The 12,602-nt window shown below is 65.3% G+C and carries 18 protein-coding genes; 14 read left to right on the top strand and 4 right to left on the bottom strand.

What is annotated here, in order from left to right:
- Positions 1-161: 161 nt before the first annotated feature.
- From ACP159_RS02735 to rnc, 5 genes are all read left to right on the top strand, one after another.
- Positions 162-914 (top strand): pyridoxine 5'-phosphate synthase, encoded by a 753-nt coding sequence (locus ACP159_RS02735; protein ID WP_425098194.1) that lies wholly within the window; start codon positions 162-164, stop codon positions 912-914.
- A gap of 93 nt (positions 915-1,007) precedes the next feature.
- The gene (locus tag ACP159_RS02730) at positions 1,008-1,454 is read left to right on the top strand and encodes a hypothetical protein (protein WP_425098086.1); all 447 of its coding nucleotides are present in this window, start codon (positions 1,008-1,010) and stop codon (positions 1,452-1,454) included.
- A complete protein-coding gene (gene acpS, locus ACP159_RS02725; RefSeq protein ID WP_425098085.1) occupies positions 1,455-1,862 on the top strand; it encodes a holo-ACP synthase in 408 nt (135 codons plus the stop codon).
- A gap of 79 nt (positions 1,863-1,941) precedes the next feature.
- Positions 1,942-2,778 carry a signal peptidase I gene (gene lepB, locus ACP159_RS02720; RefSeq protein WP_425098084.1) on the top strand — a complete coding sequence of 279 codons (837 nt, stop codon included), beginning with the start codon at positions 1,942-1,944 and terminating at the stop codon, positions 2,776-2,778.
- Between the two features lie 8 nt (positions 2,779-2,786).
- Positions 2,787-3,476, top strand: a complete 690-nt coding sequence (rnc, locus tag ACP159_RS02715) for a ribonuclease III (RefSeq protein WP_425098083.1) — start codon at positions 2,787-2,789, stop codon at positions 3,474-3,476.
- On the opposite strand, the gene ACP159_RS02710 is transcribed toward rnc, so the two are convergent.
- Complete coding sequence (locus ACP159_RS02710) at positions 3,461-3,871, bottom strand: J domain-containing protein (protein ID WP_425098082.1); 411 nt, start codon at positions 3,869-3,871, stop codon at positions 3,461-3,463. The genes rnc and ACP159_RS02710 overlap by 16 nt on opposite strands.
- Positions 3,872-4,087: 216 nt before the next feature.
- On the opposite strand from ACP159_RS02710, the gene ACP159_RS02705 reads away from it, so the two are divergent.
- Genes ACP159_RS02705 through ACP159_RS02695 form a run of 3 tightly spaced genes read left to right on the top strand, consistent with a single transcriptional unit; the run spans position 4,088 to position 6,229 of the window.
- A complete protein-coding gene (locus ACP159_RS02705) occupies positions 4,088-4,996 on the top strand; it encodes a DMT family transporter (RefSeq protein WP_425098081.1) in 909 nt (302 codons plus the stop codon).
- Positions 4,993-5,901, top strand: a complete 909-nt coding sequence (gene era / locus ACP159_RS02700) for a GTPase Era (protein ID WP_425098080.1) — start codon at positions 4,993-4,995, stop codon at positions 5,899-5,901. Before ACP159_RS02705 ends, era begins: the two co-directional genes overlap by 4 nt.
- Positions 5,894-6,229, top strand: a complete 336-nt coding sequence (locus ACP159_RS02695) for a DUF1491 family protein (protein ID WP_425098079.1) — start codon at positions 5,894-5,896, stop codon at positions 6,227-6,229. The genes era and ACP159_RS02695 overlap by 8 nt, the downstream gene beginning before the upstream one ends.
- Here the strand turns inward: ACP159_RS02695 and ACP159_RS02690 are convergent.
- Entirely contained in the window at positions 6,171-6,824 is a 654-nt protein-coding gene (locus ACP159_RS02690; protein WP_425098078.1) for a Pr6Pr family membrane protein, read from the bottom strand. The genes ACP159_RS02695 and ACP159_RS02690 overlap by 59 nt on opposite strands.
- 79 nt (positions 6,825-6,903) lie before the next feature.
- Here ACP159_RS02690 and recO point away from each other — a divergent pair, with 79 nt between their 5' ends.
- The 6 genes from recO to ACP159_RS02660 all read left to right on the top strand — a co-directional run bounded on the left by recO (position 6,904) and on the right by ACP159_RS02660 (position 11,014).
- The gene (gene recO, locus ACP159_RS02685; protein WP_425098077.1) at positions 6,904-7,638 is read left to right on the top strand and encodes a DNA repair protein RecO; all 735 of its coding nucleotides are present in this window, start codon (positions 6,904-6,906) and stop codon (positions 7,636-7,638) included.
- A 58-nt stretch (positions 7,639-7,696) separates the two neighbouring features.
- Positions 7,697-8,362, top strand: coding sequence for a CDP-diacylglycerol--glycerol-3-phosphate 3-phosphatidyltransferase (gene pgsA, locus ACP159_RS02680; RefSeq protein ID WP_425098076.1), 666 nt, complete (start codon positions 7,697-7,699; stop codon positions 8,360-8,362).
- Position 8,363: 1 nt separating this feature from the next.
- Entirely contained in the window at positions 8,364-8,609 is a 246-nt protein-coding gene (moaD, locus tag ACP159_RS02675) for a molybdopterin converting factor subunit 1 (RefSeq protein ID WP_425098075.1), read from the top strand.
- 3 nt (positions 8,610-8,612) lie between these two features.
- Positions 8,613-9,056 carry a molybdenum cofactor biosynthesis protein MoaE gene (locus ACP159_RS02670; protein WP_425098074.1) on the top strand — a complete coding sequence of 148 codons (444 nt, stop codon included), beginning with the start codon at positions 8,613-8,615 and terminating at the stop codon, positions 9,054-9,056.
- 113 nt (positions 9,057-9,169) lie between these two features.
- Entirely contained in the window at positions 9,170-9,940 is a 771-nt protein-coding gene (locus tag ACP159_RS02665) for an FCD domain-containing protein (RefSeq protein WP_425098073.1), read from the top strand.
- A 27-nt stretch (positions 9,941-9,967) separates the two neighbouring features.
- Positions 9,968-11,014 (top strand): L-idonate 5-dehydrogenase, encoded by a 1,047-nt coding sequence (locus tag ACP159_RS02660; RefSeq protein ID WP_425098072.1) that lies wholly within the window; start codon positions 9,968-9,970, stop codon positions 11,012-11,014.
- A gap of 68 nt (positions 11,015-11,082) precedes the next feature.
- On the opposite strand, the gene ACP159_RS02655 is transcribed toward ACP159_RS02660, so the two are convergent.
- Together ACP159_RS02655 and ACP159_RS02650 are read right to left on the bottom strand one after the other, a co-directional pair.
- Positions 11,083-11,682: an MlaC/ttg2D family ABC transporter substrate-binding protein gene (locus ACP159_RS02655; protein ID WP_425098071.1), complete on the bottom strand. Its 600-nt coding sequence runs from the start codon at positions 11,680-11,682 to the stop codon at positions 11,083-11,085.
- Complete coding sequence (locus ACP159_RS02650) at positions 11,683-12,435, bottom strand: MlaA family lipoprotein (protein ID WP_425098070.1); 753 nt, start codon at positions 12,433-12,435, stop codon at positions 11,683-11,685.
- Positions 12,436-12,602 lie beyond the last annotated feature (167 nt).

Here is a 12,602-nt window from a genome sequence, read left to right as displayed (position 1 = left end):
GGGGGGGGCGTCGCACACCGCGTCCGGGCGGCGCGCGCGCCCCCCCCGGTCGCCGTGCGCCAGCACGGCGAAATCCCTCGAACCCCCTGTATCGCTACAATTCTTCGCTTTTTGCCCGGCACCGGACCTCCTATGTCTGGGGCAGGACCATGGAGGATATGATGACCGACTTTGCCGGACGCCTGCGCCTTGGTGTCAACATCGACCACGTCGCCACCGTGCGCAACGCCCGCGGCAGCGCCTATCCGGACCCGATCCGCGCCGCGAAGATCGCCGAGGCGGCGGGGGCGGATGGCATCACCGCACATCTGCGCGAGGACCGGCGGCACATCTCAGATGCCGATATCGACGGGCTGATGGCGGCGCTGACGGTGCCGCTGAACTTCGAGATGGCAGCGACGGAAGAAATGCAGGGAATCGCCCTGCGCCACCGCCCCCATGCGGTCTGCATCGTGCCGGAAAAGCGCGAGGAGCGGACCACGGAGGGCGGACTGGAAGTGGCCAAGGATGAGAACCGCCTGGCGCATTTCATCGCGCCCCTGCGCGAAGCGGGCTGCCGGGTGTCGATCTTCATCGCCGCCGACCGCAGACAGATCGACGCCGCGCATCGTATCGGCGCGCAGGTGATCGAATTGCACACCGGGGCCTATTGCGACTTCCACGCCGAGGGCAAGGTCGAAGCGCGCGATGCCGAACTGGAGCGCTTGCGGGAGATGTCCACCTATGCCCACGGTCTGGGGCTGGAAGTGCATGCCGGGCACGGGCTGACCTACGAAACCGTGCAGCCTGTGGCGGCTTTTCCGGAGGTGATGGAACTGAACATCGGGCATTTCATCATCGGGGAAGCCATCTTCATGGGCCTCGACCCGGCCATCCGCGAAATGCGGCGGCTGATGGATGCCGCAAGGGCGTGAAAACCGGACGTGACGGTGAAAAGAATTTCAGACTAAAATTCTATTCACCGTCAGCACCCGCCTCACACCCGTTCCGGATCGGAAGGACCGCCCATGCTCACCCGTCTCGCCGCCCTGATCACCTGCATCGCCCTGCCCACCCTCGCCCCGGCCCAGCAGGTCATGGAGTGCGACTGGCAAGCCTCCGCCCGTAACCTGCCGGAGCCCTGGGAGGCCTACACGCGGACCTTCTCCAATGGCGCCGTGCGGCTGGCGATGCTCGACACCATCGAGCCGGCCGCGGGCTGGGCCTACCTTCTGATCCTCTCCCCGCCGCACAACGAACTGGGCGACAGGCAGTGCCGGGTTGTCGGCCTGAACGGGATGGGATTCGCCGGGATGACCTTTGACGCCCTGCAGGCAGACTATGACCCGGCGCAGGGTCTGATCTTCACGCTTCCGGTCTCCCTGCCGGGCGGCGGCGACCAGTTCGTCGACACCGCGCTGCGCATCGTCCTGAATCAGGCGACCGGGCAGATCGACGCGTGGCTGCTGAACTGAATGATCCTCGGCATCGGCACCGATCTGGCGAATATCGACCGCATCCAGCGGGTGCTCGACAAGTATGGCGACCGCTTCCGCAACCGCGTCTTCACCGAGATCGAACAGGCGAAAGCAGAGCGGCGGCGCGACGTGGCCGGGACCTATGCGAAACGCTGGGCGGCCAAGGAAGCCTGCTCCAAGGCGCTCGGCACCGGGCTGCGCATGGGGATTGCCTGGAAGGACATGCACGTGCGCAACCTGCGCAGCGGTCAGCCGGTCATGGCGGTGACAGGCTGGGCGAAGGAGCGGCTCGACAGCCTGACCCCGGAGGGACACGAGGCGATCATCCACGTCACCCTGACCGACGATCACCCCTGGGCGCAGGCGGTGGTGATCATCGAAGCCCGCCCCGTCACGCAGAGGTGATCCGCCCGTGCTTTGCTTGACACCCGCTGCGCAGGCGCTCATGTAGCGCGAGGTAGCAGGGGCAAGGGATTTTTCACGCATGGCCACCGAAGAAAAGAAGAGCGGCGGGATCGTCGAGACGATCAAGACCATCGTCTACGCCCTGCTGATCGCGGGCGTTTTCCGCACCTTCCTGTTCCAGCCGTTCTGGATTCCATCCGGCTCGATGAAGGACACGCTGCTGATCGGCGACTTTCTCTTCGTGAACAAGATGGCCTACGGGTATTCCTACGCCTCCTGCCCCTCGATCATCGCGCCGCGCTTTGGCCTGAACATCGACGCCACGGACATCTGCGGAATCTTCGACGGCGACAACAAGCGCCTGCTCGGCTCCGAGCCGAAGCGCGGCGACGTGGTGGTCTTCCGCCACCCGGTCTCGGGCCGCGATTTCATCAAGCGTCTGATCGGCCTGCCCGGCGACAAGATCCAGGTGAAGGGCGGCTTGCTCTACATCAACGGCACGCCGGTCAAGGTTCAGGACGCCGGGGTGTTCGAGGAGGTCGCGGAAGAGCAGGGACCGCAGCGCCTGCGTCCGCGCTGCGAGAACGGTCCGGTCGGCGACGGCGGCATCTGCAAGAAGTCCCGCCAGCGCGAGACCCTGCCGAACGGTGTCGAGCATGACATCCTGAACATCGGCAACCAAGGCTCGGACAACACCTCCGTCTACACCGTGCCGGAAGGGCATTTCTTCTTCATGGGGGACAACCGCGACAACTCGTCGGACAGCCGTGTGCCGAATATCGCGGGCGGCGTCGGCTTCGTGCCGTTCGAGAACCTGATCGGCCGGGCGGACCGGGTCATGTTCTCCTCGGCGGGCAAGTCCATGCTGTTCTTCTGGACCTGGCGCAGCGACCGCTTCTTCAAGGCCATCGACTGAGGCCGGCCATGAAGGTCTCCGCCGATCTCAGGGCTCTGGAAGAGCGGCTCGGGTACACGTTCCGGAAACCCACGCTGCTGCGGCAAGCGGTGACGCATGGCTCCATGTCCGGACCGGGGCGGGATGACAACCAGCGGCTGGAGTTCCTTGGCGACCGGGTGCTCGGCCTTGTCATGGCGCAGGCGCTGCTGGAGCAGGACAAGGCGGCGACCGAAGGCTTGCTCGCGCCACGGTTCAACGCGCTGGTGCGCAAGGAAACCTGCGCCGATGTGGCGCGGGACGTGGACATCGGCGCGGCGCTGAAACTGGGCCGGTCGGAGCAGAAGACCGGCGGGCGGCGCAAGATGGCGCTGCTGGGCGATGCCATGGAAGCGGTGATTGCGGCGGTGTATCTCGACGGCGGCTTCGACGCGGCGCGGGACTTGATCCTGCGGCTCTGGGGCGCGCGGATCGCCGATGTGGAAGAGGACGCCAAGGACGCCAAGACAGCCTTGCAGGAATGGGCGCAGGCACGCGGCCTGTTGCCGCCGTCCTATGTCGAGGTCGGCCGGAGCGGCCCGGATCATTCCCCGATTTTCACGATAGAGGCTCGGCTCGCCACCGGCGAGAGCGCCGAAGCGACGGCGGGCAGCAAACGGCAGGCCGAGCAGTCCGCCGCCAAGGCGCTGCTGGCGCGTGTGGATCAGGCGAAGGCCTGAACCTTCCCTTCCGGCTGGCGGGTGAATACCGCGCGGGCAGAGTCGAAATGACCGGCATAGGGGCTCGGGCGCTGCGGACGCGACGGCGCGGTCTGCTGCGGCTCGGCGAGGCGGGCCTCGGCGCGGGGCTTGCGGGTTGCCTGCGGCTTGCGGCGCTGCTCTGTCCGGGCCTTTTCTGCCTCCGCTTTCACCCGCTTGTGCAGCACGCTGATCCGGTCGTAAGCGTCGTTGACCGCCATCAGCCGCCGCGTCGCCTCCTCGGCGGAGCCGTACCAGACATCCGGGTGGTAGGTCTTGACCAAGCGCTTCCACGCATCCCGGATCGCACCGAAATCGTCCGTCGGGGAGACGCCGAGCAGGTCATAGGGATTGTCGGTCTGAGCGGTGCGGGGCATGGCGGACTCCAGGGGAAACAGCGTGCGTAAGGTCATTCCGGCCCCACCGCCCTGCCCCCGCGAGGTTCTGGGTCCGTTGAAATAAGGCATAACTTTGTCACGGATTTTAGAGAAGCCACATTCTTGCCAGAAAGTTAACGCGGTCCTTTCCATCCGCGCCCCCTTCTCGCGGCGAAGGTTCCGCTGTAGCAGCAAGGGGTAACGCGCGGAGAAACCATGCACGACAACCTCAAAGGCAGCCTGTGGATGATGCTGGCCATGCTCGGCTTCGGCATCGAAGACGCCTTTTTCAAGGCAGCAACCGGGTCCGGCGGGGTGACGGCGGGAGTCGGGACGGTGCAGTTCGGGCTGATGGCCATGACGATCTACGCGGTTTATGCACGGCGGCAGGGCGTGCCGCTCTGGGACCCGGCGTATTTGCAAAAAGGCCTGCTGATCCGCACAGCGTTCGAGATCTGCGGGCGGCTTTTCTTTGCCCTGTCGCTCGCCTACACGCCTTTGTCGACCACCTCCGCCATCCTGCAGGCCGCGCCGCTGGTGGTGATGCTCTCCGCCGGGCTGATCCTTGGCGAGAGGATCGGTCCGAGACGGTGGGCAGCGATGACGGTCGGCTTTCTTGGCGTCCTGCTCATCATCCGCCCGTCACCCGCGGGCATCGAGGCCAACGCGATCTTTGCCCTCCTCGGCATGATAGGCTTTGCCGGGCGGGACGTGGCGACGCGGACCAGTCCGCCGCATGTGCGCTCGGCGCAACTGGGCGTGCTGGGCTTCGGCGTCGTGACCTTTGCCGGCTGCGTCATCATTGCTTTCGAGCCGGGAATGCCCTCGCTCCCATCCCCCCATGCTGCGCTTCTGATCTGCGGCACGGCCATTGCCGGGGTGGTCGGCTATACCGCACTCACCGCCGCCATGCGCACCGGGGAGGTCTCGGTGGTGGCACCGTTCCGCTATTCGCGGCTGATCGTGGCGCTGATCCTCGCCTATGCCGTCTTCGGCGAACGCCCGGACGCGATGACGCTGGCCGGGGCGGCGCTGATCGTCGGGGCCGGAGTCTACTCGCTCTGGCGCGAAGGCGCGATCCGCGCTAAAGCGCAAGGCTTGAACCCCAGAGGACCACGCCCATGAGTGAACGCGCCGGATTCGTCGCCCTGATCGGAGAGCCCAACGCGGGCAAATCCACCCTGACCAACCGCATGGTCGGGGCGAAGGTGTCGATCGTGACCCACAAGGTCCAGACCACCCGCGCCCGCATTCGCGGTGTTGCCATCGAGGGCGAGAGCCAGATCGTCTTCGTCGACACGCCGGGCCTGTTTCAGCCGAAGCGGCGTCTCGACCGCGCCATGGTTGCGGCGGCCTGGGGCGGGGCGGCGGATGCGGACATCATCGTGCTGCTGATCGAGGCGCACCGGGGCATCACCGAAGGGGTGAAGCGCATCCTCGAAGGCCTGCAGGATATGCCGAAGGGGCGGCGGATCGCGCTGGCGATCAACAAGATCGACCGGGTGCAACCGGATGTGCTTCTGGGGCTGGCTCAGGAGATGAACGCGGCTTTTGGCTTCGTGAAGACCTTCATGATCTCAGCCGAGAAGGGCCGGGGTGTGCAGGATCTGAAGGTCTGGCTTGCCGGGGAACTGCCGGAACACCCGTGGCTCTACCCCGAGGACCAGATCGCCGACCTGCCGCTGAGGATGATCGCGGCGGAGATGACGCGGGAGAAGCTGACGCTGCGCCTGCATCAGGAGTTGCCGTATCAGCTCACTGTGGAGACGGAGAGCTGGGAGGAACGCAAGGACGGCTCCGCCCGGATCGACCAGATCGTCTATGTCGCGCGGGATGGCCACAAGGGCATCATCCTCGGCAACAAGGGCGAGACGATCAAGGCGATTTCCAAGGCGGCGCGGGAGGAACTCGAGGAGTTTCTCGGACGCAAGATCCACCTGTTCCTGCAGGTGAAGGTCCGGGAGAACTGGCTCGAAGAGAAAGAGCGCTACTCCGAAATGGGCCTCGATTTCCGCGACGGCAATGCCTGAACCGAGGCTGACGGCGCGGTTCTGGGTGGATGCCTACCTCGCGCGGCTGCGGTTCGCGGACATCGCGGCGTTTGTCGTGGCGCATGGAGACGATACGGCAGGGGCGGTGCTGGTGAAGCAATCGCCGCTCGACGGGACCGCAAGGGCGTTTACCCGCAGTTTCGACCTGATGAGCGGGGCGCGGGTCTGGACGGAACTGGCGTCCGGGCCGGAAGCGGAAGTGGATGCGGCGATCGCGCGTCAGCGCGGCTACGATCCGGATCTTTGGGTCATCGAGGTTGAAGACCGCTCGGGCCGGCATCTGCTCGATCAGGACGGCCTCGGCTGAGCCTTTTGGCTATCCAGATCTGCCCCATACCGGCCAGCCAGAACACCAGTGCCAGCGTCGGAATCCACATCAGCACCTTTGGCCAGCCGATCAGCGGCGGATCGAGAAAGAAATACGGGTGCCGCCCGTCGACCTCGCCGCGCAGCAGGGCATAGGCCATGTAAAGGCCCGGCCAGCCGAGCCAGTACAGCGCATGGCGATAGTTCAGCGCATCCTTCGCGGCGAAGGCCAGCCACCATGCCGCCACGCCAAGCGGCACCGCCGTATGCATGCCATGGTCGATCCAGAGCCGCAGCCCCGACAACTCGCGGGCCAGAAGCGCGTGGTAGACGATGCCGACAATGGCACACCAGAGCGCGATGCCCCCGGCCCATCCCTGCGACAGGCGTCCCGTCAGGGCCACCCTGGCAAAGGTCAGGGCGACAATGGAAGTCGTCAGGATGGTGAAGTAGCGCCCGCTGCGCCAGGCTTCGGCCAGCACGCCGCCGTCCGGATGCCGCAACAGGCCGAGATAGCTGTTCATCACCACGGATGCCGCCGCGAGCAGGGCGATCAGCGCGGCGAGGACACGGGCGTGAAGCGGGTACGGGCTCATGCGGCCAGTTTGGGCAGACCGGCGCGGCACGCAAGTCAAATCCTTGTCAGGGACCGATCTTCCACCGATAGTCGCCGTCATGGAATGGCGCGACACGGGCATCCTGCTCGGCACTCGAAAACATGGCGAAAACTCCCTGATCCTGGAGGTCTTCACCCCGGAGCACGGGCGCCATTTCGGGGTCTTGAGGGGGGGCACATCGCGCCGGATGACCCCGCATCTGCAACCCGGGGCGCAGCTTGATCTGACGTGGAAGGCACGGCTGGACGACCACATAGGCGCGTTAACCGTCGAGCCGGAGCGCGCACGTGCGCATCTGGCAATGGCCAGCCGCCTGTCCCTTGCGGGCATGAACGCGGTTCTGGCCTTGCTCTCCTTCTGCCTGCCGGAGCGGGAGGCGCACTCGCCGCTCTATCATCGCAGCGAGACGTTGCTGGACCTGCTCGGCCAGCCGGATCTCTGGCCGTTGGCCTACCTGCGCTGGGAACTGGCGCTGCTCGAAGAGATGGGCTTCGCGCTCGACCTCACGCGCTGCGCGGCGACGGGCACGACGGAAGACCTGGTCTATGTCTCGCCGAAGAGCGGGCGGGCGGTGTCGAGGGCCGGGGCCGGAGACTGGGCCGACCGGCTTCTGCCCCTGCCGGAGGTCCTGCTGGGGCGCGGCGCGGCGGAGGATGCACAGATCGTGACTGCGCTCGGCACCACCGGGCATTTCCTGGAGCATCATCTGGCTGCAAGCCTCGGCGATGCGCCACTGCCCGCCGCCCGGGGCGCGTTTGTCGACCTGCTCGCCCGACAGGCAAAGACGCATTGAAGATACGCCATTTGAAGCCATCTTCCCCCGTCCTCCGATCCGCGATAGGTAAGGGGCGATGAAATGGACCCTGCCCAATATCCTGACGGTCTTGCGCCTGCTCGCCGCGCCCGGCGTGGCGGTGATGTTTCTCTATTTCCACCGCCCCTACGCGGACTGGGCCGCGCTTCTGCTGTTCCTGACCGCCTCCATCACGGATTGGTTCGACGGCTATCTCGCGCGGGCGTGGAAGCAGCAGACCAAGATCGGCGCCATGCTCGATCCGATAGCGGACAAGGCCATGGTGGTGATCGCCCTCATGGTCATCGTCGGCTATTCCTCGATGTCGCCCTGGCTGGTCCTGCCGGCCACCTTCATCCTGTTCCGCGAGGTCTTCGTCTCCGGTCTGCGCGAGTACCTCGGCGACGTGGCGGGGACGTTGAAGGTCACGCAACTGGCCAAGTGGAAAACCACGCTGCAGATGACCGCGATCGCGGTGCTGTTTGCCCAGGGGGTGTTCGAACATTACCTCGGCATGAGCATCTTCGGCATGGACGAGACCATGGTCGGGGCTATCCTTGACGGCGAGGTCGAGGATAGGCTGGGCCTGCGCTGGAAATACGCCGGGATGGTCTGGGCCGGGAATGTCGGGCTGGTCCTGCTGTGGATCGCCGCAGCGCTGACACTGATCACCGGGTGGGACTATTTCCGGAAGGCCCTGCCCTTCCTGAAGGAGGAACGCTGACATGGACGTGCTGTATTTCGCCTGGGTGCGCGAGCGCATCGGCCTGCCGAAGGAGCGGGTGGAAACCGCGGCCGGGACCGTGGCGGAACTGGTCGCGGAGTTGTCGGCCCGCGAGGAGCGATATGCCGTGGCCTTTTCGGACCTGACGGCGCTACGGGTGGCCGTGGATCAGGACCTGACGGATTTCGACGCCTCCATCGTGGGGGCCCGGGAAGTCGCCTTCTTCCCGCCGATGACCGGGGGCTGAGCCATGCGCGTCGTCGTGCAGGAAGACCCGTTCGACTTCGGCAACGAGGCGGAGGCCTTTGCCAGCGGCCGCCACGATATGGGTGCCGTGGTGACCTTCACCGGAATCGTGCGGGACCTTGCGTCGGGCGACCTCGACGCGATGGAGATCGAGCATTACCCGGGCATGACGCAGAAGGCGCTGCAGACGATCGCCGCCGAGGCGGTGCAGCGCTGGTCGCTCGGGGATGTGCTGGTGATTCACCGCTATGGCCGGATGACTCCCGGCGAGAAGATCATGATGGTCGCCACCGCCGCCCCGCATCGCAAGGATGCCTTCGAGGCGGCGGAGTACCTCATGGACTACCTCAAGTCCCGCGCGCCCTTCTGGAAGAAGGAATACGGCGGGTCCGGAGACTCCTGGGTCGCAGCGAAGGACGAGGACGAGGCTGCCCTGGATCGCTGGTAGGGGCGCAACCAAAAATACTCGGGGATTTTTGCAAATTCCGTTGACGGAATTTGCGCCCGGCTTGCCCCTCGCGCCCTTTGGTCATATCATTTGACCAATTCGACAGGTGAGCCATGCCCTTCCGCCCCGTTCAGCCCGAAAAGCTCTCGACCGCCGTGGTGCGGCAGATCGAGCGGCTGATCCTGCGTGGAATCCTGCGTCCCGGCGAACGGCTCCCTGCGGAACGCGCCCTGGCCGAGCAGCTCGCCGTGTCCCGACCGAGCCTGCGCGAAGCCATCGCCGAATTGCAGGACCGCGGATTGCTCACCAGCCGCGCCGGTGCGGGGATCTATGTCACCGACGTGCTGGGCAGCGCCTTTTCCGAGGCCCTGATCCAGCTGTTCAAGGGCCACGACGAGGCGGTCTTCGATTACCTGTCATTCCGCCGCGACATGGAGGGGCTCGCCGCCGAGCGGGCCGCCGAATACGGCACGGACGTTGATCTCGCGGTCATCCAGCAGCTGTTCGACAAGATGTGCGCCGCCCATGGCAAGCGCAATCCGGACGACGAGGCCCGGCTCGACGCGGACTTTCATCTGGCCATCATCGAGGCCAGTCACAACGTCATCATGCTGCATATGATGCGGTCCATGTACCAGCTTCTGCGCGAGGGCGTGTTCTACAATCGCAAGATCATGTTCCGTCAGCGGCACACGCGGGAGGCCTTGCTTGAGCAGCACAGATCCATCAATGACGCGCTGCAGGCTCGGGACGCGGCCGCTGCCCGGAAGGCGGTGGAGCGGCATCTCACCTACGTCGAGGAGGCGCTGTACGCCGACCGCAAGGCGGAGGCCAACGAAGACATTGCCCGTCAGCGGCTTGAACGGGAGAAGGCGCGGGACTGATCCCGCGCAGGCACAAAGGACAAGACAATGGACACGCGCGTTTGCCGCATCAGAGACGTTCACGACATCCGGGTCGAGACCATGCCCATCGAGGCCCCCGGAGCGGGCGAGGTGATGGTAGCGGTCGGGGCCGGGGGCATTTGCGGCTCCGACCTGCATTACTATCACGATTTCGGCTTCGGGCCGTACCGGATCAACGGGTCGATGATCCTCGGGCATGAGGCGGCGGGAACCGTTGTTGCCTTGGGAGAGGGCGTCGAGGGGCTGACCGTCGGCACTCGTGTCGCGATCAACCCGTCTCGGCCCTGCATGGCGTGTGAGTACTGCGTAAAGGGCATGACCACCCATTGCCTCGACATGCGCTTCCGCGGCTCCGCGATGCGCGTTCCACATTACGAAGGATTGTTCCGCGACCGGATCGTGGTGGAGGCGGACCAATGTGTGCCGGTGGGTGACGCCGACATGAGCGCCGCCGCCTGCGCGGAGCCACTGGCGGTCTGCCTGCACGCGCGGCACATGGCGGGTGACCTGTTGGGCAAGCGGGTTCTGGTCACGGGCGCGGGTCCGATCGGAGCCCTGTGCACGGCGGTTGCGGCCCAGGCTGGCGCAGCGGAGATCGTTACGACCGATCTTCAGGACGTACCGCTTGGAGTCGCCGAGGCCATGGGCGCGACGGAGGTGATCAACATGGGCCGGGACGCAGCGAGGATGGAGCGTTTCAGCGCGGGCAAGGGCCATTTCGACGTGGTCTTCGAATGCTCCGGCGCGACCCCTGCGATCGTCGGCGCCATGGCGGCGATCCGGCCACAGGGCCGCATCGTGCAGGTCGGCACCGGCGGGCAGGCCTCCGTGCCGCTGAGTTCCATCGTCGGCAAGGAGCTGACCTGGCAGGGCACGCAGCGCTTCCGCCATTTCGAGTTCAACGAGGCGGTGCGGCTGATCCGCACCGGCGGGCTGAGCGTCAAGCCGATGGTGACGGGGCAATTCGCGCTGGAGGACGCCAAGGCGGCGTTCGAGACCGCAGGCGACCGGGCAAAGGCGGTCAAGGTGCACCTGATGTTCGAAGGCGCCTGAGCGTCCCGCAAATCACGAAAAAGCCCCCTGCCATCGGCGCGGGGGCTTTTGCTTTCCCGGCGCGGCGATCACCCGGCCTTGCGCAGATCCGCGATCATCGCGTCGATGTCGCCGCGCCGCTTGTCCAGCATCGCGCCGATCTCGGTCCGCTCGGTCAGCAGCATGTTCACGCCCTCCAGATAGAGGTTGTAGAATTTTCCGCTGCTCTGTCCGACAAAGAAGCTCACGTCGAACGGCGCTTCGTTGCGCAGGGTCATGATGCCCTGAACCTCGAAGGCGTTCTTCACGGACTTCGATCCGGTCACCCGGATTTCACCCCCGATGAACTCGCGGAACCGGCGTCCGTACTTGCGCGAGATGTAGCCGGTAAAGGCATCGGTGAACGCCTTCTTCTGCGCCGATGTCGCCCGCCGCCCGTCCGCGCCGAGCGCCGTGGCGGCGATGGTCGGCAGGTCGGCGTATTTCTTGAAGATACGTTCGAAGTCCGCGATCATCCCGCTCTCGGACTTGCCCGAAGCGATGACCGTGTTGATGTCCTTGACGAGCTTGCCGACCAGCGCTTCGGCCTGCGCTGCCGTCGCTGCAAGTGCGGGAAAAGCCGTGGTGGACGCAAGGGCCGCCAGCGATCCAAATGCAAAGCCACGACGGCTGAGCAGCATCGGTTTCATTCAGAAACCCTCCGTGTCGATGGATTCCGGGTCCACGAAACTGCTGTCCGCACCCTCGGTGCCGCCGAGTTCATACCGGCGGTTCTGCAGGTAGATAAGCCGCAGCTGCGCATAGGAATCCGCGCTTTCGTGGACAATCGAGTCATAAGTGTCCGAGTAGTTAGCCCGCTTGCCGAGCTTGTCGAGATAGGTCGCGATGGTGCCGGCGTATTTTTCCGGCGACGGGATGACATAGCCGAGCGGATTGGTGAAGAGGTCGACGACGCGCCCGGCAGTATCCCGCTCGGTGGACGGCCCGAGGATCGGCAGCTCCTGGTAGGCCCCTTCCGGCACACCCCAGACATGCAGCGTCTCGCCGAAATCGGTATCGTCTTCCTCGATCCCCAGATCCGCGGCGACGTCCGCGAGACCGCCGAATCCCAGCGTTGCGTTGATCAGGAACCGGACGGTGTTCGTGGTTGCCCGGCCCGGGCGGCCCTGCAGCACCTGGTTCACGACATAACCGGGCGTGGCGTAGGTGTCGGCAAAGTTCGAGATGTTGCGCTGGATGCCCTTCGGCACGCCATTCGCATAGATCGCGCCGGCTCCGTTGATCGAGCGTTTGTCGGTCTTGCGGTTGAAGGCGTGGATCTTCCGATTGGTCGCCTCGTGCGGATCGTTGATCCCGTCCGGTGCACCGCCCGGGCCCGGCACGGAACAGGCGGCCAATGTCACCAACAGGAGGCCAGTAAAAATCACACGGGCATGACGCATCTTCGGCAGCTCTCTTCAATTCTCTTGGGAAACCCCCCAAGGTTTCCTAAAAGCGTACATAAAATCATTTCGCGAGGCACCCAACAGTGAGAACTCGTTTCAATGATCTTGTGACACAATGGAGACAGGACCCCAAATCCACGCGGCATGCCACCGCAAACGGGGAC

The sequence above is a fragment of the Tropicibacter sp. S64 genome (assembly GCF_049803835.1).
Taxonomy (GTDB): domain Bacteria; phylum Pseudomonadota; class Alphaproteobacteria; order Rhodobacterales; family Rhodobacteraceae; genus Pacificoceanicola.
Note: the sequence above shows the minus strand (reverse complement) of the source record. Positions and strands in the feature narration are given on the sequence as shown.